The organism is Cardiobacterium sp., assembly GCF_057314735.1.
Genome location: NZ_DBHKZK010000044.1, coordinates 15,679 through 39,379 on the forward strand (window position 1 = coordinate 15,679; position 23,701 = coordinate 39,379).

General features: G+C 62.1%; 18 protein-coding genes. 13 read left to right on the top strand and 5 right to left on the bottom strand.

Annotated elements, in window-relative coordinates; translation table 11 throughout:
• Positions 1 to 24: 24 nt before the first annotated feature.
• The 7 genes from ACO54Z_RS05090 to sstT all read left to right on the top strand — a co-directional run bounded on the left by ACO54Z_RS05090 (position 25) and on the right by sstT (position 12,284).
• Positions 25 to 5,325, top strand: coding sequence for a hybrid sensor histidine kinase/response regulator (locus tag ACO54Z_RS05090; RefSeq protein WP_485996044.1), 5,301 nt, complete (start codon positions 25 to 27; stop codon positions 5,323 to 5,325).
• Positions 5,326 to 5,781, top strand: coding sequence for a hypothetical protein (locus ACO54Z_RS05095; RefSeq protein WP_298081558.1), 456 nt, complete (start codon positions 5,326 to 5,328; stop codon positions 5,779 to 5,781). It begins immediately after the preceding gene.
• Positions 5,782 to 5,784: 3 nt separating this feature from the next.
• Positions 5,785 to 6,744 (top strand): acetyl-CoA carboxylase carboxyltransferase subunit alpha, encoded by a 960-nt coding sequence (locus ACO54Z_RS05100; RefSeq protein ID WP_485996045.1) that lies wholly within the window; start codon positions 5,785 to 5,787, stop codon positions 6,742 to 6,744.
• A 154-nt stretch (positions 6,745 to 6,898) separates the two neighbouring features.
• The gene (locus ACO54Z_RS05105; RefSeq protein WP_485996046.1) at positions 6,899 to 8,509 is read left to right on the top strand and encodes a leucine-rich repeat domain-containing protein; all 1,611 of its coding nucleotides are present in this window, start codon (positions 6,899 to 6,901) and stop codon (positions 8,507 to 8,509) included.
• A 66-nt stretch (positions 8,510 to 8,575) separates the two neighbouring features.
• A complete protein-coding gene (locus ACO54Z_RS05110) occupies positions 8,576 to 10,291 on the top strand; it encodes a hypothetical protein (protein ID WP_485996047.1) in 1,716 nt (571 codons plus the stop codon).
• 92 nt (positions 10,292 to 10,383) lie between these two features.
• On the top strand, positions 10,384 to 10,911 hold the full coding sequence (locus ACO54Z_RS05115; protein WP_298081554.1) for a cysteine hydrolase family protein: 528 nt from the start codon (positions 10,384 to 10,386) through the stop codon (positions 10,909 to 10,911).
• Positions 10,912 to 11,042: 131 nt separating this feature from the next.
• Positions 11,043 to 12,284, top strand: coding sequence for a serine/threonine transporter SstT (gene sstT, locus ACO54Z_RS05120; protein ID WP_485996048.1), 1,242 nt, complete (start codon positions 11,043 to 11,045; stop codon positions 12,282 to 12,284).
• 278 nt (positions 12,285 to 12,562) lie between these two features.
• Here the strand turns inward: sstT and ACO54Z_RS05125 are convergent, their stop codons facing one another.
• Complete coding sequence (locus tag ACO54Z_RS05125; protein ID WP_485996049.1) at positions 12,563 to 12,988, bottom strand: hypothetical protein; 426 nt, start codon at positions 12,986 to 12,988, stop codon at positions 12,563 to 12,565.
• Between the two features lie 278 nt (positions 12,989 to 13,266).
• On the opposite strand from ACO54Z_RS05125, the gene ACO54Z_RS05130 reads away from it, so the two are divergent.
• Both ACO54Z_RS05130 and ACO54Z_RS05135 read left to right on the top strand, forming a co-directional pair.
• Positions 13,267 to 14,673, top strand: coding sequence for a basic amino acid/polyamine antiporter (locus ACO54Z_RS05130; RefSeq protein ID WP_485996050.1), 1,407 nt, complete (start codon positions 13,267 to 13,269; stop codon positions 14,671 to 14,673).
• Positions 14,674 to 14,949: 276 nt separating this feature from the next.
• Entirely contained in the window at positions 14,950 to 15,201 is a 252-nt protein-coding gene (locus tag ACO54Z_RS05135) for a hypothetical protein (RefSeq protein WP_485996051.1), read from the top strand.
• A gap of 85 nt (positions 15,202 to 15,286) precedes the next feature.
• On the opposite strand, the gene sodC is transcribed toward ACO54Z_RS05135, so the two are convergent.
• The 4 genes from sodC to ACO54Z_RS05155 all read right to left on the bottom strand — a co-directional run bounded on the left by sodC (position 15,287) and on the right by ACO54Z_RS05155 (position 18,804).
• Positions 15,287 to 15,829, bottom strand: a complete 543-nt coding sequence (gene sodC, locus ACO54Z_RS05140) for a superoxide dismutase [Cu-Zn] SodC (RefSeq protein WP_485996052.1) — start codon at positions 15,827 to 15,829, stop codon at positions 15,287 to 15,289.
• Between the two features lie 86 nt (positions 15,830 to 15,915).
• Entirely contained in the window at positions 15,916 to 16,791 is an 876-nt protein-coding gene (locus ACO54Z_RS05145) for an EamA family transporter (protein WP_485996053.1), read from the bottom strand.
• A gap of 3 nt (positions 16,792 to 16,794) precedes the next feature.
• The gene (locus ACO54Z_RS05150; protein ID WP_485996054.1) at positions 16,795 to 17,700 is read right to left on the bottom strand and encodes a cation diffusion facilitator family transporter; all 906 of its coding nucleotides are present in this window, start codon (positions 17,698 to 17,700) and stop codon (positions 16,795 to 16,797) included.
• Between the two features lie 96 nt (positions 17,701 to 17,796).
• Positions 17,797 to 18,804 carry a leucine-rich repeat domain-containing protein gene (locus ACO54Z_RS05155; protein WP_485996055.1) on the bottom strand — a complete coding sequence of 336 codons (1,008 nt, stop codon included), beginning with the start codon at positions 18,802 to 18,804 and terminating at the stop codon, positions 17,797 to 17,799.
• A gap of 116 nt (positions 18,805 to 18,920) precedes the next feature.
• Between ACO54Z_RS05155 and ACO54Z_RS05160 the strand changes: the two genes are divergently transcribed.
• The 4 genes from ACO54Z_RS05160 to ACO54Z_RS05175 all read left to right on the top strand — a co-directional run bounded on the left by ACO54Z_RS05160 (position 18,921) and on the right by ACO54Z_RS05175 (position 23,685).
• A complete protein-coding gene (locus ACO54Z_RS05160) occupies positions 18,921 to 19,298 on the top strand; it encodes a hypothetical protein (RefSeq protein WP_485996056.1) in 378 nt (125 codons plus the stop codon).
• Between the two features lie 161 nt (positions 19,299 to 19,459).
• Positions 19,460 to 21,613, top strand: coding sequence for a TonB-dependent siderophore receptor (locus ACO54Z_RS05165; protein ID WP_485996057.1), 2,154 nt, complete (start codon positions 19,460 to 19,462; stop codon positions 21,611 to 21,613).
• Positions 21,614 to 21,661: 48 nt separating this feature from the next.
• Entirely contained in the window at positions 21,662 to 22,228 is a 567-nt protein-coding gene (locus tag ACO54Z_RS05170) for a hypothetical protein (protein WP_485996058.1), read from the top strand.
• On the top strand, positions 22,225 to 23,685 hold the full coding sequence (locus tag ACO54Z_RS05175) for a PepSY-associated TM helix domain-containing protein (RefSeq protein ID WP_485996059.1): 1,461 nt from the start codon (positions 22,225 to 22,227) through the stop codon (positions 23,683 to 23,685). The genes ACO54Z_RS05170 and ACO54Z_RS05175 overlap by 4 nt, the downstream gene beginning before the upstream one ends.
• Positions 23,686 to 23,701 lie beyond the last annotated feature (16 nt).

Genomic DNA, 23,701 nt, shown 5'->3' on the forward strand with positions numbered 1-23,701 from the left:
GATGCCGCCACGGTTGAAGGCATCTTGAACCGTGCCGCCGTGCAAGCCGCCGCGCTGCCCGCAGGCGTCAAACACGAAGCCTATGGCGCGATGCTGCAAACGCTGCGTGCCGGCATTGGCGAAGCGCAACACAACGAAGCCGCCGCCGAAGCGCTCGCCGCCACCATCGGCGCGCAATGGCAAGAACAGCATTCATTGCAAGACGCCAGCACCCGCGCTGCCGTGGCGCAACAAATCAGCGCCGCCCTCGGTGGTGAAGCGGATGCCGCCACCATCGAAGGCATTTTGAATCGCGCCGCCGTGCAGGCCGCCGCGCTGCCCGCAGGCGTCAAACACGAAGCCTACGGTGAAATGCTGCAAACGGTGCGTACTGACCTTGTCGCAGCCCAGGGCGATGAGGCCGCGCTGGATTCGCTGGCAACGATGCTCGCCGCGCAATGGGAGGAACCGTATTCGTTGCAGGATGCGGCTGCCCGTGCCGCCGTCGCCCAACAAATCAGCGCTGCCCTCGGTGGTGAAGTGGATACCGCGACGGTCGAAGGTATCCTCAATCGCGCTGCGGTGCAGGCCGCCGCCCTGCCCGCCGGGGTTGAGCACGAAGCCTACAGCGAGATGCTGCAAACGCTGCACGCCGGTCTTACCGCTGCGCATAGCGACAGTGCCGTCGCCCAGGAAATGCTTGCCGCCAGCATCGGCGCGCAATGGAAGGAAACCGATTCCATCTATAACGAAGCGACCCGCGCCACGGTTGCCGCGCGCATCAGCGCATCGCTGGGCGACAAGGTGGATGCGGCGACGATAGAAGCGATTTTGGGTCGCGCCGCGGAGAAGGCGGCGGGGCCGGCGGTGTTGCCGGAGGAATTTCCGCCGGAGGTGTACAACCGCCTGCTCGGTATGCTGCGCCGCGGCTTGCAGGATGGCGACGCCGACACCCAGGCCGCACTCGCCGCGACCCTGCAACGCCACTGGCAGCAAAACGGCCTGCCGCAGGAACCGGCGGCGATTGCCGCGGTGCAGCAGCATCTGGGCGATTCGCTGGCGGTACAGGGCTTTGCCCCGGAACAGGTGGCGCAGGTCTTTGCCGACGCCGGGCTGCAAACCGAACCGCCGGCGACGCTGGTCAAAGCAGTGCTGTCGCCGGACGACGCAGTATCTGCCGACGCGGCAATGCCTGCTCACGGCGACCAGAGCGGATTCGTTGATGCCACGCCGGAAGTGGTCGATGCCGGATTCTTTGACATCCCGGCAGGCGAACAGGCGGCGGGCGACGCCGAAGTCTATCCCGAAAACCTGCCCGCCGATGCGGCGACCGGCGAGGGTGGCTTCATCGACACCGCCACCGTCCCCGGCGACCATCCGCCGCTCAATGACGCCGACATCGTTGACGTTCCGGTATCGTTCGCCGGCCGTCCGCTGGGTGGCAGCGCCGCGGGCAAACCGACGCAAGCCGTCGCCGGAGCCGTTTCCATTGGCGACCTGAACAACATCCTCGCCAATATGCCGCGTCGTGCCAATCCGGCAGAGCGGCTGAGCCAGGAGCTGGCCTCGCTCGCGCAACATCCGGGGCTGGAAAACGCCATCAACCAGGAAAAAAGCAGCGAAAGCAGCGCCGCCGCCAGCCGCGCCGGATTCCTGCGTGCGGTGGACCAGTTCGACACCCTGTCGCAAATGGCGGACAAAACCGAATCGCCGGAGCTGGTTGACGACCTGATTGACGCCGTTTATGACATTGAAGACAGCATTGACAGCGACGCCGCCCCGCCGTGGGTCTGGCGCCTGCTTGATTCCATCGAACAACTGCTGCTCACCCACAAACAGGAAGGCACGCCGGTCAGCCTCAGTTGCGCCGCCGTGCTGCGCCAAAGCGCCAACCTCATCGAAAACTACGAAGAAGAAGGCAACGAAGACGACGCCATCGAAGCCATCAACTCGTTGCTGAACGCGCGGCGCGAGCTGGGCGGCAGCAAATGGAACGGTGACCCGGCCTCCATGCCCTACAGCGGCGACCCGCTTGGCAGCGAGCTGGTCGAAGACCCGAACGCCAACACCATGCTGGCGGAAACCTTCATTGACGAAGCGATGTCGCTCTTCGCCCACAGTCAGGAAGAAGCCGAGCGCTGGGACGAAAACCGCAGCCAGTTGAGCCGTCTCGACGCCATCCGTCGCGATATGCACACCCTCAAGGGCAGCGCGCGCATGGCCGGTTACAACGCCATCGGCGACCTCACTCACGGCGTGGAATCGCTGATTGACGGCATCGTCAACGGCCAGGCCGAGCCGAGCAGCAAGGCGACCAGCATCCTCGTTGGCGCGATGTGGCAAGGAATGCTGATGCTGGACTCTGTCCGCGACGGCTACCTGCCGCAGACCGACCCCTACATCCTCAACAACATCCACAGCTACCTCAACCAGCCGCTGCCCTACCCGGACGTGGCCGAAGAAGCCGAAGCGGCGCGTATCGCGCAACAACAGCAGGCTGAAGCGGCAGAAAACGCGCCGCCGGTGGAAGAGCCGGTGGTGGAGGAAGTGCCGATTGCCACCGACTTCGACGACAACATCGACCCGGTGCTGGTGGACATCTTCACCGACGAAGCGCAGGAGCTGCTGCAAACCACCAGCCAGTTGCTCGAAGACGACTTCAGCAAAAAAGAAGTGGTGGAAGAGCTACAGCGCACCATGCACACCCTCAAGGGGGGCGCGCGCCTCGTCGGCTTCACCGCCATCGGCGACACCGCGCACCTGATGGAATCCGTCATCGACAAAGTGCCGGAGCTGGCCGAGAGCAAAGTGCGCCAAGCGAAAACCTTGCTCCACTTCGGCCTCGACGCCCACTACGATATGCTCGACAGCGTCTTGCGCCACGAAATGCCACAACCGGCGCTGGAAGTAAACGAATCGCTGAAGACCTTTGCCGACAGCGGCGTGTACCGCCCGCCATCACAAAAAGCGGGCGACAACGCCGATACGGCAGCGGAAAGCGGCGACACCGCCCCGGAAAACGCGGAACAGCCGCAGCAGCCCGCAGGCGAAGCGGCGGACGCCGCAGCGCAGCCATCGGGCGACGAAAGCATGACCGATGCCGCCGACACCCGCGAAGCCCCTGCCCACAGCGGTGGCGACAGCAGCGCCTTCAGCGCCCCGCCCGCCCCGGCCAGCAGCACGCCCGCCAGCGAACCTGCCGCCGCATCCACCAGCAGCAGCGCCGCACACAGCGACCATGCCGCGCACGCCGAAAGTGCCGCCAGTGCAGGCGCGGGCGACAGCCATGCCCCCGCCGCCGCGCATGAGGCGCATCCGCACGACGACCATCACCACGATGCGCCGCATCACGATGACCGTCCGGCGGAACAGGCGCACGACGCACACGACAAGGCCAAAGACAAAGGCTTTGACGGCAAACCGGAAGGCGTCGAATCCGTCATCGAATACGGCAACGAACAGCCAGAGAAAAAAGAAGAGAAAAAACCCGAAGCCGCGAAAGACAAAGACAGCGCCAACGCCGACAACCTGCCGCGTTACGTCCGCGTCGATGCGCAACTGCTCGACGAAATGATCGCGATGACCGGCGAGACCGCCATCATGCGCTCACGCATGGAAAACGTCATCAGCGAAGCAGAGTTCAACCTCAACGAACTGACCCGCGTCGCCGCCCGCATCGCCGAACAAATGCGCCGCCTTGACGGCGAAACCGAAGCGCAACTGCTCTACCGCCGTGAACAGCAGGGCGAAGACGACACCCACTTCGACCCGCTGGAAATGGACCGCTTCACCGAAATCCAGCAGTTGTCGCGACAAATCTCCGAGGCCATCGACGACCTCAAGAACCTGCAAGACACGCTGAGCCAGGACAACATCATCCTGCGCAACCTCTCGACGCAGCAGGGCATCATCCAGCGTGGCATCCAGGATCACCTCCTCACCACGCAGCTGATGCGGTTTGACGTCCACGAAGCGCGCCTGCGTCGCCTGGTCAAACAGACCGCGAAAAGCGTCGGCAAAGACGTCAACTTCGTCCTCGAAGGCGGCGACGTTGAAGTCGAACGCCGCCTGCTCGAAGACATCCTGCCCGCGCTGGAACACATGATCCGCAACTCGCTCGCGCACGGCATCGAAAAACCGGAAGAGCGGCTTGCCGCAGGCAAACCCGAAACCGGCACCATCAAACTGGTCGTCTCCGTCCACGCTGCCGAACTCTCGGTGGATCTCATCGACGACGGCCAGGGGCTGAACTACGACCGCATCCGCGAAAAAGCCGAAGCCAAAGGCCTGCTCGACCCCGAACGCGCCCACGACGAAGCCTACCTCAGCACCCTCATCTTGCGCTCCGGCTTCTCCACCGCCGAATCCCTGTCGCAACTGGCCGGGCGCGGCGTCGGCATGGACGTGGTCAACGAAATGGTCAAACAGCGCCGTGGCCAGATTGGCGTGTATTCGCTGCGCGGCAAAGGCACCCAGTTCACGCTGAGTATGCCGTTCTCGATGAGTATCGCCGAAGTACTGCTCGTTGAAATCGCCGGACAAACCTTCGCCGCGCCGATGTCCTCCATCGCCGCCATCAGCCAGGTGGACCGCGACAGCCTGCAACGCAGCTTCGACGGCGAAACCGTGTACCAGCACTACAACGACCAGGACTACCGCCAGTACATCCTCGGCGCCTACTTCAAACCGGAGCAGTACACCTTCGCCGTGGAAGAACAAAGCGCGCCGGTGCTGTTCATCAACGCAGGCGGCGAACCAGTCGCCTTCCACGTGGACCGCATCCTCAACCGCCTCGAAATCATCGTCAAAAACGTCAACCGGCAAGTGCTGAACATCCCCGGCATCTCCGGTGCCACCATCCTTGGCGATGGCCGCGTCGTGCCGGTACTCGAACTGCTCGATTTGTCTCGCCGCATCGCCAACCTGACGCCCATCCACGACGAAGTCGCCGCCGCCGAAGAAGCGCGCATCCCGAACGTCCTCGTGGTGGACGACTCCGTCACCATGCGCAAAGTCAGCACGCGCCTGCTCGAACGCCACCACTACAACGTCGCCACCGCCAAAGACGGCCTCGACGCCATCGAAGTGCTGGCGAACTTCACCCCGGACATCATCCTGCTCGACATCGAAATGCCGCGCATGGACGGCTTTGAATTTGCCAGCCACGTCCGCAACAGCAGCGCCGTCAGCGACGTGCCGATCGTGATGATCACCTCGCGCACCGGCGACAAACACCGCGAACGCGCGGACGCCATCGGCGTCCAGGGCTACCTCGGCAAACCCTACAGCGAAGAAGTCCTCATCCAGACCCTGGAGCACCTGCTGAAAAAACGGGGAGAACTCTAAATGAACCAAATCAACATCATGCTCGTGCCGACCGCGCAGGACTACCTCATCCTGCCGGCCGAACTCATCGCGCACGTCTTCCCTTACGCGCCGCCGCTGCTCATTGACAGCGGCAGCGAATACATCATCGGCGGCCTGCTCATCCAGAACGACAAAATCCCGCTGGTGGACTACTTCAGCAACAAACCGCTCGCCGAACGCAAAGACGAAGACCGCAGCAACTACCGCACCGTACTCGTCAACGCCGTCAACCCGCAAGGGCGCTACCGCCAATATGCTATCCTTGCGCACGGCGAACCGCTGATCATGAACGCCAGCGAAGACGACATCCGCCCGCTGGGCAAAGGCAGCCACCGCTACATCTCGCGCTACGTCACCCTCGCCGGGCACGAAGACGGCAAACGTATCGTCCTCCCCAACCTGATGGCACTGGAAGCCGAACTGACCATGAGCTGACGCATGAACCCCAACTACCTCGAATTTGAACAACCCATCGCCGAACTCGAATACAAACTCGCCGAACTGCGCCAATTCAGCAGCCAGACCGAAGTTGACCTCGGCGACGAAATCAGCCGCCTCGAAACCAAAACCAAAACCCTCACCGAAAACATCTTCGCCGGCCTCAACGACTGGCAAATCGCCCAACTGGCGCGGCACCCGCAGCGCCCCTACACCCTGGACTACATCAAGGCCGCCTTCACCGATTACCGCGAGCTGCACGGCGACCGCCACTACGGCGACGACCACGCCATCGTCGGCGGACTGGCACGGCTGAACGACCGCCCGGTGATGATTATCGGCCACGAAAAAGGCCGCGACACCAAAGAAAAAGTGCGGCGCAACTTCGGCATGCCCCGCCCCGAAGGCTACCGCAAGGCGCTGCGGCTGATGAAACTGGCCGAACGCTTCCGCCTGCCGCTCATCACCTTCATCGACACCCCCGGCGCCTACCCCGGCATCGGCGCCGAAGAACGCGGCCAGTCCGAAGCCATCGCGCGCAACCTCTACGAGATGAGCAAACTGGACATCCCGACCATTGCCGTGGTCATCGGCGAAGGCGGCAGCGGCGGCGCACTCGCCATCGGCGTTGCCGACCGCGTGCTGATGCTGCAATACAGCATGTACTCCGTCATCTCACCAGAAGGCTGCGCCTCTATCCTCTGGCACAGCGCCGAAAAAGCGGCGGAAGCGGCAGAAATCATGCAGGTGACATCAGGCAAACTGGAAAAACTCGGCCTGATAGACGCCGTCATCGCCGAACCCCTGGGCGGCGCACACCGCGACAAGGCGGCGATGGCGCAGACCCTGCGCGATACCCTCGCCCGCGAACTCGAAACCCTCGAAGCACTCGACAGCGCCGAACGGCTGCAAAAGCGACAAGAAAAAATCCGCGCCTACGGCCAGTTCACCACTACCTGACACAGACACCCGCCCCGGCGGGTGTTTTCATAACCGTATCCGCCCAAAAAACGGCGCGCAGGAGCGGTCCGGCGAAGCCATCACCATCCGCATAGCCGCCTTACAGCGCATACCTTGCACATTGCCCGAAAAACCAACCCGTCAGGAGACACTCATGAGCAAATACATCTACCGCTGGGAAACAGACCCTGCCGCCATTGAACTGGACGACATCGCCAACGACCTGCGCAAACTGACCACCGGGGATTACCAGCGGGTACGCAGATGCGCCATCTCCGATTACACCATCAGCATCGTCCCGGCGGAAATCGCCCGCTTTGAAAACCTGGAAGAACTGTGGGTGGGCGGCTGGCGCATCGAAACCCTGCCGCCAGAAATTGCGCAATGCCGAAAGCTGCGGAAAATCACCATCTTTGCCGGAGATCTGTTCGGCTATTTGTGGACGCTTCAGTTGGGCGACAAAGACAGACCCAAACAATGGTTGAACCGTCTTCCAGCCGAAATTGGCGAACTGCAATCCCTGCAAGAACTCCAGCTCAATATGACCCAAATCAGCACACTGCCGCCAGAAATCGCCAAGCTGAAAAATCTGCGTTCCCTGCATATCAATGACTGCGAATTTACCACACTGCCGAAAGAAATCGGACGGCTCGCGAATCTGGAAGAACTTTTGCTGCTCAGAAATCCGCTGAAAAAATTGCCGGACGAAATGGCGCAACTTACTCGATTATGCAAACTGGATTTGCGGGAAACCCGATTAAACGGACTACCCGCAGTCATTGGCGGGCTGGCCGGCCTGCAGGAGCTGGAACTTACCAATACCCCGCTGGAAAAACTGCCGGACGAAATGGCGCAGCTCACCCAACTATGGAAACTGGATTTGCGGGAAACCCGGTTGAAAACCCTGCCTGCAGCGATCGGAAAATTGACAAATTTATGTGAATTAAAACTCAAAAATACCCCGCTCGAAAAACTGCCGGACGAAATTGGCCAATTACAACACCTGCAAGCGCTCGACCTTGAAAATACCCGGTTAAAAACCTTGCCAACAAGCATCGGCCAACTGCACGCGCTACAGCAACTATGCCTGGATAATACCCCGCTGGTCACATTGCCGGACGAAATTGGCCAGCTCAAAAAACTGGAAAAACTGACGCTGAACAATACCAACATTTCCCGGTTACCCGCAGGCATTGCCGGACTTGCCGCCTTGCAGGAGCTGGAGATATGCGATGCACAGTTACAAAACCTGCCCGCAGAAACAGGCGCACTGCAAAAACTGAAAACCCTGCTGCTGTCAAACAATCCGTTGCAACAACTGCCTGAAACATTTGCAACACTACAAGGGCTAGAACAACTGGATTTATCATGCTGCGAATTTGACATTTTTCCGCAGGAAATAGGCAAACTGGCCGGACTGAAAAAACTGAAATACACCCACAATCCCTTATCCCGTTTCCCTGAAGAAATCCTGGCATTAAGCGGATTGCGGTCGCTTCATTTGGAGTACACTCAACTTACTGCACTGCCACCCGGCATAGCCCGCTTAAAAGAACTGTATGGACTTTATTTGGCCGGAAACCTGATCAGCGAATTTCCGCCTGAGAGTGAAGCATTGGCAGAAGAATTAAGCCATCTCGATATAAGCGGCAACCCGATACGCAGCTTGCCACAAGCATTTCTGGACAAAAACCGGCGCGGTATCAGCTGGACGGATAACGATATTCCGGCATTGCAAATCATCGGCTTCCATCCCGATACCTGAAACTGGCACCGCACCCGCCTCCACCCACACTTTGAAAAATAGCCATCCACACTAACCATTTGCCCCATGTCCGACCGCCCTGCCCTTTACTGGTACAAACACCCGCGTCTTATCCAGCACGCCAACCGCCGCTGTTTCTGGCTGCTCATCCCTGCCACCCTCTGTGCCATCATCCTCGTGTGCGGCGCGTCCCTGACACTCGCGCTGCCCGCCGCCGTATTCCTGCCCGTCCTCGTCGCGCTGGCCGGGCGTGAAATCGGCAACGCCTTCATCGGCGCGAAAGCACCGGTGGCGCGCATTGACCACGACGGTCTCGCCCTCGCCCGCGCCCGTCCCGCCGGCCACCTCGGCGGAGGCCGCCTCAACTGGCAACGGTACTGGCCGGAACTGCAAGACGTCGATTTCCGTTATGACCCGCAACAGCTCGTCCTCAAATACCGCGACGGCAACAGCGAATATAGCGATACCCCCAAAGCCTCAGACAAGGCGCGCCGCCGAAGAGAGTATGAGGCTTTGGGGGGATGGCTATACATCCGTACCGCCCCGGTGCTGGACGAAGAAGACAACCACGACCTCTACCTTGCCCTCAGCCGCCTGCACGGCCACACCGAACCGCTGCCCGCATACATCGCCGCCGACCGCACCATTGCCGCCGAGCTGGAGCAGATACACCGCGAAGCATTTGCCGCCGACCTCGCCGAACTCGCCGCCAGTAGTACCCAAGCCCCGCCGCACATCCGCCCGTTCGGCTGGCTGCTGCTCGCGCTCAACCTCGCCACCGCCCTCGCCCTGCCGCTGCTGGCACTCTTGAGCAACGCTGCCATGACCTTCTTCACCGGCATCTGCGCCGCGCTCATCCTCTACGGCCTGCATCACGGTCTCCATAGCTTTGCCGACTACCGCCGCCAGGCGTACCGCGGCGACCTGCCCGCCCCGCCCGCACCACCGCCGGAGGCGGAAAACACGCGTTACTGGTACAAACACCCGCGCGTCGTGCGCAGTTGCAACATTCGCCTCTATTTCTGGCTGCTGCTTGCCCTGTTCCTGCTGACCAGCACGACCGCAACCGCGCCGCGCTGGTATTTGGCGCATCCCGGCTGGGCGCTGCTTGACCTCATTCTGATGGCGCTGGTGCTGCGCGTCCTGTGGCGCAATTTCCGTCACGGTTTCCTCGCGCCCGCCGAACCCTTTGCCAGCGCCGACCGCTACGGCCTGCGTTTCGCCCTCGCCAATCCGCGCCAGCGCAGTCTGGCCGACCTGCCCGCCGATTACCCCGCCTACAGGCGCTTTGGCGCTGAACGTATTACGGGCGGCAAACTCTACAGCGGCGCGCGCAACTGCCACATCGTCTGGCAGGAATTGCTGGGCGTCCATGCCGTTGCCGAATACGGCATTTTCCCGGAACAACTGCAATTCCATATCTGCGACTTCACTTTGGCGCGCAGCCACCGCTGCATCAACACCAAGCGTCTGTGCGACTACGCGGCCATCTGCGACATCGCCGCGACTGCCAACGCCGCCTGCGACGGCACCCCGCCCACGCCCGGTGCGTGGCAACCGCCGCTGCGCGTCCGCCCGTTCGGCTGGCTGCTGCTCGCGCTCAACCTCGCCTGCTTCACCGGCTGGCTCACCGGCTTCATCCCGCTGAAAATCACCGCCTACGACGGTCTGCACGGCCACCCGTACGGCATCTTCCTCTACCCCAACCCGTTCAGCATCGGCCTGCTCAATCTCATCGCCCTTGCCCTGCCGTGGCGCTGGCAGGCGGATTTCCGCCCATAACCCCGTCCCGCGAAAAAGCGCCGCCCGAAGCCGTCGCGTTTCCCGCTGTGGAAACCCCGGTTCAGACAATCCCAATCCAAAAGGAACCCCTCATGAAAACCGCCCTCCTGGTGATCGACACCCAGCAGTCGCTACTTGATATGCAGCCTTACCGCGCCGAAGAAATGCTCGCCGTCATCGGGCAGCTGTTGGCCACCGCCCGCGCCCACGGCCGCACAGTAATTTACGTGCGCCACGGCGATGAAAACGACCCGCAGCTCAAGCCCGGCAGCCCCGGCTGGCAGATTGCCGCGCGCATCGCCCCGCAACCGGGTGAGCGCATTATCGACAAACAATACAGCAGCGCCTTCAAAGGCACGGATTTGCTGGACTACCTGCACCAAAACAACATCCGCCGCCTGATTGTCGTCGGCATGATGACCGAATACTGCATCGAAAGCACCGTGCGCACTGCCAACTATCTGGATTTTGACGTGGTGCTGCCCGAAGGCGGCAACAGCACGCTCGCCAACGGCAAATGGTCGGCGCAGGAAGTATACGAGCACCACAGCGGCATCATGCGCGGCCGCTTCGCCGCCATGCCGGACGTGGCCGAAGCCGCAGCCATGCTGTCCGGCTAACCCGACCAACCCGGTGGCAGGCGGATTTCCGCCCATAACCCCCGCCCCGCAAAAACCACTACCGCAACATTGCCGGAAAGACAGGTGCGGCATTACCATAGCCGCCCTTTCAACCATCACAAGGAAACCCCATGCAATTCCTCCGCTGGCTCGGCAAATCGCTCGTCCGCCAAATCCTCTGCGCCATGCTGCTCGGCATCCTCATCGGCTACATCCTGCTCAAGGCGGAAATGCCGCAATCCGCCGAATACTTCCAAATCCTCGGCGAATTCTTCACCAAGGCACTGCGCGCCGTCGCGCCCATCCTCGTCTTCGTCCTCATCACCCACGCCATCTCGCGCCACCAGCAGGGACAAGCGCGCGGCCTGAAGACCATCATCGCCCTGTATGTCGCCGGCACCTTTGCCGCCGCCGTCGCCGTCGTCGCCAGCACCTGGTTCCCCACCACACTCTACCTCAGCGGCAACCCCGAAGCCGTCACCGCGCCGGGCAGCCTGAAAGAAGTGCTGACCGCGCTGCTCTTCAAAATCACCGACAACCCCATCAGCGCCGCCGCCAACGGCAACTACATCGGCATCCTTGCCTGGTCGATGCTCGCCGGCATCGCCCTGCGCCACGCCCACGCCAACACCAAAACCGTACTCGACGACGCTGCGCGCGTCATCCACTACATCGTCTCGCTCGTCATCCGCATCGCGCCCTACGGCGTCTTCGGCCTGGTGACGGCCACCGTCGCCACCACCGGCTTCTCCACCTTCCACACCTACGCCCGCCTCATCGCGGTGCTGCTAGGCAGCATGGCAGTGGTCGCGCTGATTGTGAACCCGCTGCTCACCTGGGGCATCCTGCGGCAGAACCCCTACCCGCTCGTCTGGCGCTGCCTCAGCCAAAGCGGCATCCCCGCCTTCTTCACCCGCAGCTCCGCCGCCAACATCCCGATCAACCTCGACCTCTGCGAAGCACTGCACATCCGCGAAGAAACCTACAGCATCTCCATCCCGCTCGGCGCCAACATCAACATGGCCGGCGCGGCGATTACCATCGCCGTCCTCTCGCTCGCCGCTGCCCACACCATGCAGGTGCCGGTACACCCGCTGAACGCGCTGCTGCTCTGCTTCCTCGCCACCCTCGGCGCAGCGGGCGCATCGGGCGTCCCCGGCGGCTCGCTGATGCTCATCCCGATGGCCTGCTCGCTGCTCGGCATCGACGGCGACACCGCCGCGCAAGTCATCGCCATCGGCGTGCTGATTGGCGTGGTGCAGGACAGCGCCGAAACCGCGCTCAACTCCTCCTCGGACGTACTCTTTACCGCCGCCGCCGACCTCGCCGACCAGCGCAAAATGGCGCGTACCGCTGCGCCATCGCAGTCGTAATCTGCGGAGGTGCGAGCGTAAGCCAACGGCGCTGCCCCTGCGGACGTGGTTTGTTGGGTTTCTTGCTACGCAAGCTGTTTCAGTCGGCTGCGCCTGGCCTAACCTGCTCGCTGCATCATAAAACGTAGGTCGGGCATTCATGCCCGACATTTTGTTGATGTCGGCCATAAATGGCCGACCTACGGTTGCTACACCCAGAATCCGCCATAGGGTGCGCCTCGGTGCACCATCCGGTGATGGCTATACGGCACCAATGCCCGCATGAGGCGCACCGCCGCTCAATCGCAGTCGCCCTTGCGCACGGTCAGGATGAAAATTTCCGCGCCGCCCTTGTCGGCGTAGTGGTAGGTGTAATTGAGGTTGCCGTCCAGCAGCGAGCGGGTTTCCGGGCTGTTGCACAGCCCTTTTTGCACGCGCCGGGTCAGCTCGCGCTGCCAGTCGGGCGGCAGTGCCGCGCCGTCTTGTTCGGGCAGACAGTAGTAGTAAACGAAGCCGTCGTCGTTCAGGTCAATCTTGTCGAGGCGGGTTTCAGCATCGACCATCATTGGCAGTTTGGCGTTGGCGGTGCGCAGGATTTTTTCGCGGTCGGCAATGCGGGTTTTCGGTAGCGGCGTGTCGGGGCTGTGCCGGGTGAAGAAATAAAGGGCGATGAGCGCAATGGCGATGTCGGCGAGGATGAAGGCAACGAACAGGGGTTTTTTCATGGTGGCTCCGGTTGAAGGGTCATAAGGCAGGCGCATTGTCGGCCATAAGCGCTCGCATTGCGATGAATTTTGACGCGCCGCGAAGTGCCGGGCATTCGCCGCAGACTTGGCGGTATAGCCATCCACCGAAAGCCTCATACGGTGTTGCGTCGCCTCACCGTACAACCGCGTACTGTCTTCGGCGACGCGCCTTGTCTGAAACTTTCGGTGGATGGCTATAAAATCGCGTCATCGCTGTTTACGACACACGCCATCGCAATCTCCAAAAAAGGACTCCCATGACCCCGCAAAAAATTGGCCTGACCGCCCTCACCGCCCTCGTTTTAAGCTCGATGATTGGCTCCGGCATCTTCAGCCTGCCGCAGAACATGGCGGAAGTGGCGGGCGCGGAAGCGCTCATCATCGGCTGGACGATTACCGGCGTCGGCATCATCGCCCTCGGCCTTTCCTTCTGGTATCTGGCGCGGCTGCGCCCCACGCTGGACGGCGGCATCTACGCCTACGCCCGCGACGGCTTCGGCGAACTCGTCGGCTTTTTCTCCGCCTGGGGCTACTGGCTCTGCGCCACCATCGGCGTGACGGGTTATCTCGTCGTCGCCTTTGAGGCGCTCGGCGGCTTCACCGATGCGCCGGGGCATATCATCTTTGGCAAGGGCAATACGCTCGCCGCTTTTATTGGCGAATCGGCGCTGGTGTGGGCGGTGTACTGGCTCGCCGCGCGCGGCGTCAAGGAAGCGGCGGGGGTCAATCTGGTGGCGACGCTGGTGAAAGTCTTCCCGCTGTTGCTCTTTATCGGCCTCGCCCTGTGGTTTTTCCGGGGCGAGACGTTTGCCGCCGACTGGCACGGCGCATCGCTGCAAACGACGACGCTCACCCAGGTGAAAGACACCATGCTGATTACGCTGTGGGTGTTCACCGGGGTGGAAGGCGCGGCGGTGCTGTCCGCGCACGCGCGCAAGCGCAGCGATGTCGGACTGGCGACCGTGCTCGGCATCCTGATTGCGCTCGCGCTCTACGTCGCCATTACCGTGCTGGCACTGGGCGTGCTGCCGCGCGCGGAAATCGCGGCGATGGCGAACCCGTCCATGGCGGGGGTGTTGCAGGCGATGATGGGCAGCGCGGGCGGCATCATCATCAGCGTCTGCCTGATTGTCTCGGTGCTGGCGTCGTATCTGAGCTGGACGCTGTACTCGATGGAAGTGCCATATTACGGCGCGCAGCACGGCGCCTTTCCGCGCACCCTCACCGCGCTGAACGCGAACGGCGTGCCGCACCATTCGCTGCGTTTCTCCGCCATCACCGTGCAGATTTGCCTGCTCTTGGTGCTGCTCACCGGCGAGAGTTACAACGCGCTGCTCAAAATTTCCACCTCGATGATCCTCGTGCCGTACCTGCTGATTGGCGCGTATCTGCTGAAAATCGCGCTGCGCGAACGCCTTGCGCCGCATATCGTCGCCGTCGGCGCGGTGGCGACGCTCTATGCGGTGTGGATACTCTACGCGGCGGGGATGAGCTACCTGCTGCTGTCGGTACTGCTCTACGTCCCCGGCGTCGCCCTCTTTCTCTACGCGCAAACCCGCTTCCACGGGCGTTTTCCGCGCCTGAAAGCGGGCGAAATCGCGCTGCTGGTGTTGCTTTTGCTGTTACTCGTGCCAGCGGTGGGGCAACTGCTGGCGGCGTTGTAAAAAGAAAACCCCGTTGCGGCATAAAGGCAGGTTGCGGTAAAAATACTTGTATTTATACTGCGTCCAGCCTGGTCATCGACTATAGCCGTCCACCGAAAGCCTCATACGGTGTTGCGCCGCTAACCGGGCACCCTAAAAAATGGCGGAGCCATTTTTTGGGGAAACCCGCGCCGTACAACCGTGTACTGTCTTCAGCGGCGCGCCTTGTCTGAAACTTTCAGTGAACGGCTATACCATCAGCAACCCGACATCATCCAAAAACAAGGAGCCAAAAAAATGACTACCGCAACCGCAGAAGCACGCGAACAGCTTGAGCAAAGCCGACTGATGGCCGAAATTCAGAAAATCCGCGCCGAGGTGTATTTGATGCACGCGGAAATAAACAAGATGAAGACGGAAACGGAACAGACGCGGGAAACGCCGCGCAAAATCGGGATGGAAACATTTTTCTACCCCTTCGTCACCGGGGCATCTTTCTTTGCCGTAGTGGTCGGCGCAGTGGTTGCCGCGATGAAGCTGTTTATTTGATACGCCTGCACGTTCCGGCGGCACGGCAACTGCTGGCGGCGTTGTAAAAAGAAAACCCCGCTGCGGCGGGGTTTTTCGTGGGCGGTTACTGAATGATGCCGCAGGCGAGGCGGGCGCCACCACCGCCGAGCGGCGCGGGGTGTTCGGCGTAGTTGTCGCCGCCCGCGTGGATGATGAGCGAATGCCCCTTGATTTCGTCGAGCGATTTCAGCCGTGGCGCGAGTACCGGCACGCTGGCGTTGCCGTCGCCGTCCACATACAGCACCGGCAGGTTGCCGAGGTGGGTGTCGTCTTCCCACGGCTGGCCGTGGCGGTCGGTTTTTTTCGGATCCCAATGGCCGCCGGCGGCAAGTCCCAAAACGGTTTTGCCGTCTTTTTCGCCCGCGTCGCAGCTGGGGTGTTCGTGGATGTGGAAGCCGTGCAGGCCGGGGGTGAGGCCGTGCAGCGCCGGGGTGAAGACGAGGCCGTAGTTGCTTTCGCTGACGGTGACTTTGCCCGCCGCCTTGCCGCCGTCCAGCAGCTTGATTTCAACGGTAAGGGTCTTTGCGTCGGCTTTGGCAGCGCCGTGGTCATGCGCCTGGGCGATTACGGCGGCGCAGAGGGCGAGGGTGAGCAGGGTTTTTTTCATGGATACTCCGGTTAGGTTGTGTTGGAGCTTGGATTCTACCCGTTTGATATTCGGTATTTTTTATTTTGTTGTGCGCGGCGGGCGGCTCATGCCCACACCACCAGCAGCGCGGCGATGACAATCAGTGCGAGGCCGAGGCCGTCCTGTTTTTGCAGTTTTTCCCGGAAGTAGCAGATGGAGATGGCGAGCATGAACAGCACTTCGATTTGGCCGACGGTTTTGACGATGGCGACGTCTTGCAGGCGCATCGCGCTGAACCAGCCGAGAGAGCCGAAAAAAGAGGCGGTGCTGGTGGCGAGTGCCAGTTTGCGCTGCGCAAGGAGTTGGCGCAGCGCGGCGCGGTCGCGGGCGATGAGCCAGCCGAGGAGCAGCACGGTTTGCAGGATGAGAACACTCGCCAGTACCCACGCAGCGGCGGGCAGGGCGGGCAACGGCAGGGCAAGTGCCGCCTGCCGTATCCAGAGCGAGGTCAGGGCGAAACAGAGGCCGCTGCCGAGGCCGAGCGCGAGGACGTGCGCGGAAAGCTGGCGCAGGCTGGCGCCGCTCAGGATGAAGACGGCAACCGCGCCGGTGAGGACGCCGAGCCAGCCCGCCGCGCTCAAATGCGTGCTGAAGCAGGCGACGCCGAGGATGGCGGCGAGGATGGCTTCGCTACGCGCCAGGCCGACGCCGATGGCGTAATTTTTCCGGCGGAACAGTTGCACCAGCAGCGCCGTCGCCGCGATTTGCGCGCTGGCCGCGCCGCCGATGTAACCGCACCACGCCGGGGTGAAGGCGGGTCGCGGCAGGGTGGCGTCTTGCAGGTAATAGTGACCAAGCCAGAGGAGCGCCAGCGGCCAGGCGAAGAGGAAACGCGCCAGCGTCACGCCCAGCACCGGCGCGTGTTGGCTGAGCTGCTTCTGGAAGGCGTTGCGCCACGCCTGCATGAAGGCGGCGAACAGGGTGAGGACAAGCCAGTGCATGATTTATGCCTCGCGGTGCGGGCAACGCTCGCAGCAGTCGCATTCGATAAAAATGCGGCAGAGCCGCGCTTCCTGCGCGTGCAGGCGGGCGCGCAGGCGGCGTTTCAGCTCGCACAAACTCTCAATCGTCTGCCCCTTGCCGACGAGCAGATGCAGGTCAATGTGGTATTCGCTGCCCAGTTTGCGCACCAGGCATTCCTGCACCGCGTGCACGCCCGGCTCGGCGGTGGCCGTGGCTTCGATGCGCTGGCGCAGTTCGCCGAAGCGGTCTTCGTCCATGATGTCGGCCAGCGCCGGGCGGAAGATGCGCCAGGCGTTGTAGGTGATGATGGCGGCCGCGACCAGCGCCGCCCAGTCGTCCGCGCTTTCCCAGCCCTTGCCCATGACCAGCGAGACACTGATGCCGAGGAAGGCGGCAAACGAGGTCAGCGCGTCGCTGCGGTGGTGCCACGCCTCCGCTTCCAGCGCGCCGCTCGCCGTTTCGCCGCTTTTGCGCTGGTAGTAGCGGAACAGCCCTTCCTTGATGGCGACCACGGCGATGAGGACGACGAGGGTAAACGGCGCTGGGTTTTTATGCGGGGTGATGATGTGGGCGATGCTTTTGTAGGCGATGATGCCCGCCGAGGCGAGGAGGAAGGCGACGGTGATGAAGGTGGCGAGCGATTCGGCGCGGCCGTGGCCGTAGGGGTGGTTGGCGTCCGGCGGCTGGTTGGCGACGCGCAGGCCGAGATAGAGCAAGAGCGAGGAGAAAACGTCGGTGGTCGATTCGATGGCATCGGCTATCAGCGCGTAGGAATGGCCGGCGACACCGGCGACGCCCTTGACCAGGGCGAGGATGATGTTGCCGAGGACGCCGAGGAGGACGACTTTCGCGGTTTGCGCCTCTTGTGGCGCGGTGGGTGTGGGCATGGGAATGTGCGGGTTCAAACGGGCGCGTATTGTGCCCCATTCGTGGCGCGGCGGGGTATGGTTTTAAGTTTCGGGACTAAAGCCGATTATTTTTAATTACGGATCGTCATCCGCCCAACAGGTACGGCGAAGACTCTTTTTTAGAAAGGATTCTGGCAAGCTGCGCAGCGGATTACCGCTAACATCGAGATAGCGCAAATTATTTTCTAGTGCCCCGCTTTCCGGCGGAAACTCGGTAATTTGATTTCCGCCTAGCGAGAGAGTATCCAGATTTTGTAGTTGCGCAATTCCGGGAGGCAACGAGGCAATTTGGGTATATCCCAGGTCAAGTTTTACCAATTTGCTTAATGCCAAAATAGACTGCGGAAATTCGCACAAATTATTACAGGAAAAATCCAGAGATCTTAATCCCGGCAGCTTGCCAATTTCTTCCGGGAAAGATGTAAATTTTCCATGAGATAAATCCAGTATTTCCAGCGCTTGCAAGGCAGCGAATGTAGCGGGCAGGGATTCCAGTTGGCTATGAGAGAGTGTCAGCTTCTTCAGGTGGTGGAGTTCCCCTATGGCAGCGGGCAAAGTTTTTAATTGCGGATTATTATCCAAATGGAGCGCTTGCAGGTGTGGCAAATGACCTATCGCATCGGGCAGTGCTGTAAAGGCATTGCCGCATAGCGACAGCTCTTCCAAAGATTTCAACATGGAAAAATGTGCGGGCAGGGTATCGAGACGGTTATTGTCCAAATGCAATTCTTCCAGGCGGGAAAGACAGACTACCTCGGCAGGAAGCGTGGTGATTTGCGTATTCTTGATGTGAAGTCGCTGCAGCTTCGTCAGTTGCCCGATTTCCGGCGGCAGGGTCGTGATATTTCTCCCGCGGATATAGAGTTCTTCCACATTGCTGAATAACGCAATGGCAGGCGGAATGGCCGTAATACGGTCGTCGTTAATGGTGCACCATTCCACCATCGGATAATAATTTTTCGGATAATTGCGCGGATTCGTTGGCCCGTCTTTCAGACGAACAGAAAACCGTATATCTTTAAGCACGCTTTTGCGTTCAAAGAACAAATCCCGGAAATACCTTGCGAGATCAGAAAACAGCATATTTGACTCCTTTGCAGCGCTGACGGCGCATATTGTGCCGTAATGGCGGCGCGGCGAGATACGGAAAGCGGCGGGCGCGTTATACTGCCGCCTCCTTTAAGCCACCGGAGACTGCCATGACCTTCCGCAAAACCCCGCCTGAAGCCGCCGACCACGCCCATCTGCAAGCCGCCATTGCCAGCGGCAGCCTGCCTTTCCCGCTGGATGCCCTGCCTGAGGAATGGTGGGCGGATGCCGACCGCGACGCCGCCCTGTGGGCGACTCCCGCCGCCGGTAGCGCGCCGCGCGATTTCCTCTGGCACTACTACCTGCGCGCGGGCGGGCGCTATTTCCGCTTCCTGCTGCAACCGGAACCGTTGCCGTCGGCACGCATCACCCTGTACAAGCTGAAGGAAGCCGTGCCTGCCGCCGATGAGGCAGTCATCGCCGTGCTGAAAGCGGCGCTTGTCAGCAAGACGGCGAGCGGCGAACACGAGGCGTTTTTCAATTTCTGAAAGCGCGCGGTGCAAAAAAGCCGGTCATGATGACCGGCTTTTTGTTGTCTGCTGCTTCGGCAGGATGCGCGGATTGGGCTGCCTGGTCAGAGCCCGGCAGTCCGCCTACGGAAATGTTAAGATTTATTCGCAATTAACTTAACATTTATATGGGAGCCAATATGCCGCAACACCCCAAAACCCTGCGCTGCCAACTGGCCAGCCTGGTCGCCCTTGCCGCCGCCAGCCCGCTGGCCATCGCGCAGCAGGACGAAACGCTGAAACCCGTCGTCATCAGCGCCGAGCGTTCGCAAGAAACCAACTACACCATCCCCGCCAGCATCTCGGCCACAGGGCTTGACCTCTCCCTGCGCGAAACACCGCAATCCATCTCGGTCATCACGCAGAAGCGCATGGAAGAACAGCAGCTCAACAGCGTCAGCGACGCCATTGCCCACACCCCCGGCATCTACTTCCAGAAATACGGCAACAGCGCCGACGGCTACCACTACTACATCTCGCGCGGCTACGCGATAGACAACGTCAACATCGACGGGCTGGATGCCAGCGGCGACGGCTCCGGCTACGGCCTCTCGCTGCACAACACGGACAGCGCCATCTACGAATCCATGAGCGTGGTGCGCGGCTCGACCGGCCTGCGCAACGGCCTCGGCGACCCGGGCGGCAACATCCAGATGCAGCGCAAACGCCCGACCGCCGAACCGCGCTTCAGCATCGACGCGGGCGCGGGCTCATGGGGACATTACCGCACCGTGCTGGACGGCGGCGGCAGCCTGAACGACAACGGCACCCTGCGCGGGCGCATGGTCGCCGTGTACGACCGGGGCGGACTGTGGCAGCGGCGCGCGCGCCAGGACGGCAAAACCCTCTACGGCATCCTCGAATACGACATCACCCCGCAGACGGTGGCGACCGTCGGCCTGCAATGGAGCGACATCCACAGCAAACACTCCGCCACCGGCTCCTTCACCGCCTACTACGGCGACGAAGACAGCGGCTACCGCCTGACCCCGCTCGGCGCGCGCGACAACCTTGCCGCGCAATGGTCATACGGCAAACGCCGCAAAAACGAAATCTTCACCCGCCTGGAGCACCACTTCAACGACGACTGGACCCTGAGCGCCGCCTACAGCTACCGCTTCGGCAAAGCCCACAACCACTACGGCATGGGCGGCACATCCACCATCAACGTCGACGGCAGCACCGCGCTCGTCGCCCTCAAAGAACAATTCCACCCGAAAGAACACAGCTTCGACCTGCACCTCGACGGCAAATACCCGCTCTTTGGCCGCCAGCACGAAATGCAAATTGGCGTGAGCCACAACGCCTACCGCGACGGCAAAAACGCCAAATACGACACCTACGTCGGCGAAGGCAACATCCCCGACCTCTACCGCTTCATCCGCGACGGTAACGTGGCGCGCCCGGAAAACGAACAACTCGGCTACGGCACCAATAAAAAACAAACCAGCTCGCTCTACGGCGCGACCCGCATCCACCTCACCGACGACTGGGCAGTCCTTGCCGGCGCGCGCCTGACCCACTGGAAACGCACCGGCTACGACTTCCGCAACGACTACATCCCGCGCGTGCGCAAAGAAAACGGCGTGCTGACCCCCTACCTCGGCCTCACCTACGACTTCAACCAAAACCTCACCGCCTACGCCAGCTACAGCACCATCTTCCGCCCGCAGGACAACGAAGACATCAACCACAACGCGCTTGACCCGGAAAAAGGCGCGACCTACGAACTGGGCGTCAAGGGCGCCTGGTTTGAAGACCGCCTCAACGCCTCCGCCGCCATCTATGAAGTGCGCAAGGACAACCTCGCCGTTAAGGCGGGCGAACACGCGGACGGCAGCGACTACTACCGCGCCGAAGACGACACCAAAGGACGCGGTTGGGAGCTGACCCTCTCCGGCGAGCCGCTGCCCGCCTGGCATATGGACGCCTCCTACACCCGCACCAAAATCGACGGCAAAAACGGCCAGCGCCTGAAAACCGACGTGCCGCTGCACCTCATCAAAGCCTTTACCAGCTACGACATCAACGACCAATGGACCGTGGGCGGCGGGCTGAACTGGCAAAGCAAAATCTACGCCGAGCCGGAAATCCCGGGCGAAGTAGGCATCGCCGCCAGCCAACAAAAAGCCTACACCACCGTGGATCTCATGGCGCAATACCGCCCGATGAAAAAGCTGCGTATCGGCCTGCACGCCAACAACCTCTTCAACCAGGAATACCGCACCGTGCCGAATATGCTCTCCTACGGCGCACCGCGCAGCATCATGGCGACCTTCCGCTACGAGTTCTGAACCCGCCCAAACCACAGGCGCGGCAACAGCCGCGCCTTTTCCATCCCCATGCCAATCACCGCCCTCGCCTACCTCCTCATCCTTATCGCCGCCGCCTACAGCTACCACGGCGCCCCCTCACAGCGCCGCCTGCCTACCCGCTACGCATGGGACATCGCCTGGCGCGCAGCAGCAAGCGGGTTTCTCCTTCTCGCCAGCCAACACGGCGGCTACGCCATCCCGATCACCCTCGCCGCCTACATGGCGTTCCTCTCTATCCACCCCCTCCTCCCCCAACTACTCGCGCGCCACCAGTCCCCCCGCACCCACCGCCGCGACAAAACCCGCTGGCTCGCCTGCCTCAACAGCGGCGACCCGCGCCCGGACTGGATTCAAAAAACCGCCGCCGCCCTCCTCCTTGGCCTGCCGCTCGCCGCCCTCATCTGGGCGCCCTACCTGCGCCACAGCCCGGCCACACAGTACAGCGACGCCCACGGCTACTACACCTACCTCCTCACCATCAGCTGGCTCGCCATCCTCGGCGGCACCTATCTCCTGCGCAACGGCAAAAGCGCTTGGCGCGTCCTCCTCTACGCCAACCTCATCGCCGCGCTGCACTACGCCCTCACCGCATGAAAATCCCCGCCCACACCCTGAAACACCAGCTCGCCCTGCACAGCTGGGTCGGCATCAGCAGCGCCATCCTCCTCACCATCAGCTTCATCAGCGGCAGCCTGACCGTCTTCAGCGAAGACATCAGCCGCTGGGCAAGCCCGCCCGCGGCAGAAATCCGCCCCGCCGCCGACATGGCAGCGCTCGCGCGCCTGATGCAGCATATGGCAGAGCACCCCGAACACACCTCCAGCTTCCTCCTCTACCTGCACACCGACGAAAACGCTCCCGCGCCGTTGCACTGGGAAACCGGCGACAGCGAAACCTGGGCTTACCTTGACGCCGACGGCACCCTGCACAGCCACACCCGCCCGGCTACCGCCGCCGGACACGTCCTTGACGAACTGCACCGCACTGCGGGCATCCCCACCATCGCTGGCGAATACAGCATGGGCATCGTCGCCATCCTCTACCTGCTGGCACTCATCAGCGGCACCCTCCTCGCCCTGCCGAAACTTGGCCAACAATGCCTCGCCCTGCGCCTCAACCACAGCCGCCGCCGCGCCTGGCTCGACATCCACAACCTCCTTGGCCTGACTGCCCTGCCCTTTCACCTCATCATCGCCATCACCACCATCCTCTTCATCTACGCCGCCCCCCTCTCGGCGCTCCTGCAACCGCTTGCCCCGCCGCCGCCTGCCGTCAAAAACCACACCATCGACGACACGCGCCCCCTCCTGCCGCCGCAAGCCCTCATCGCCGCCGCACAACACGAAATCCCCGACCTGCAAGTACGCTTCCTCGCCTTCGACAGCCTCGCCGACCGCGAACAGGCGCTGGCGGTCGTCGTCGGCGAACAACCCGGCGGTGGCCGCCAGCTCTACCTTGCGCTGCATCCCTACAGCGGCGCGCTGCGCTACCGCAACCACGGCGGCAACCACTACGCCCGCGCGCGCGACATCCTGCACGAGCTGCACTTTGGCAACTACGGCGGCTACCCGCTGCGCTGGCTTTACTTCGCCCTCGGCCTCGGCGGCGCGCTGCTCTTCTACAGCGGCAACCGCCTCTGGCTGGACAAACGCGCCCGCGGCGGCGCGCGGCGCGATGTCCGCATTCTCGCCGCGCTGACCGAAGGCTGCACCTACGGCAGCATCAGCGGCATCGCCCTCATCCTGCTCACCGCCCGCCTGCCGTTGCCCGTCGCCCGCGAAACCCTCGCCTGGACGAGCTACTACCTGCCCTTCCTCGCTGCCATCGCCTATGCCCACCCAAAAGGCGCCGCCAGCCGCATCCCGCTGATGCGCAGCGCGGCCGTCCTGCTCTGCGCCATCCCGGCCAGCACCCTGCTCGCCGCCGCCGGACTGTTGCCCTTCACCCCGCGCCTCCTGCCGCTGGTGGATGCGACCGCCCTCGCCTTTGGCATCGCACTCCTTGCCGCCGCCCGCCGAACCGCATCCGCCACAAATATACATACACCTTAGGCGCTACCCTGTATGT

Coding starts and splice junctions, on each gene's coding strand:
- ACO54Z_RS05110 (WP_485996047.1), top strand. CDS start 8,576: ATGTCCGACCGCCCTGCCCTTTACTGGTACAAACACCCGCGTCTTATC.
- ACO54Z_RS05125 (WP_485996049.1), bottom strand. CDS start 12,988: ATGAAAAAACCCCTGTTCGTTGCCTTCATCCTCGCCGACATCGCCATT.
- ACO54Z_RS05175 (WP_485996059.1), top strand. CDS start 22,225: ATGAAAATCCCCGCCCACACCCTGAAACACCAGCTCGCCCTGCACAGC.
- ACO54Z_RS05130 (WP_485996050.1), top strand. CDS start 13,267: ATGACCCCGCAAAAAATTGGCCTGACCGCCCTCACCGCCCTCGTTTTA.
- sodC (WP_485996052.1), bottom strand. CDS start 15,829: ATGAAAAAAACCCTGCTCACCCTCGCCCTCTGCGCCGCCGTAATCGCC.
- ACO54Z_RS05145 (WP_485996053.1), bottom strand. CDS start 16,791: ATGCACTGGCTTGTCCTCACCCTGTTCGCCGCCTTCATGCAGGCGTGG.
- ACO54Z_RS05135 (WP_485996051.1), top strand. CDS start 14,950: ATGACTACCGCAACCGCAGAAGCACGCGAACAGCTTGAGCAAAGCCGA.
- ACO54Z_RS05100 (WP_485996045.1), top strand. CDS start 5,785: ATGAACCCCAACTACCTCGAATTTGAACAACCCATCGCCGAACTCGAA.
- ACO54Z_RS05165 (WP_485996057.1), top strand. CDS start 19,460: ATGCCGCAACACCCCAAAACCCTGCGCTGCCAACTGGCCAGCCTGGTC.
- ACO54Z_RS05095 (WP_298081558.1), top strand. CDS start 5,326: ATGAACCAAATCAACATCATGCTCGTGCCGACCGCGCAGGACTACCTC.
- ACO54Z_RS05105 (WP_485996046.1), top strand. CDS start 6,899: ATGAGCAAATACATCTACCGCTGGGAAACAGACCCTGCCGCCATTGAA.
- ACO54Z_RS05115 (WP_298081554.1), top strand. CDS start 10,384: ATGAAAACCGCCCTCCTGGTGATCGACACCCAGCAGTCGCTACTTGAT.
- ACO54Z_RS05170 (WP_485996058.1), top strand. CDS start 21,662: ATGCCAATCACCGCCCTCGCCTACCTCCTCATCCTTATCGCCGCCGCC.
- ACO54Z_RS05150 (WP_485996054.1), bottom strand. CDS start 17,700: ATGCCCACACCCACCGCGCCACAAGAGGCGCAAACCGCGAAAGTCGTC.
- ACO54Z_RS05160 (WP_485996056.1), top strand. CDS start 18,921: ATGACCTTCCGCAAAACCCCGCCTGAAGCCGCCGACCACGCCCATCTG.
- sstT (WP_485996048.1), top strand. CDS start 11,043: ATGCAATTCCTCCGCTGGCTCGGCAAATCGCTCGTCCGCCAAATCCTC.
- ACO54Z_RS05155 (WP_485996055.1), bottom strand. CDS start 18,804: ATGCTGTTTTCTGATCTCGCAAGGTATTTCCGGGATTTGTTCTTTGAA.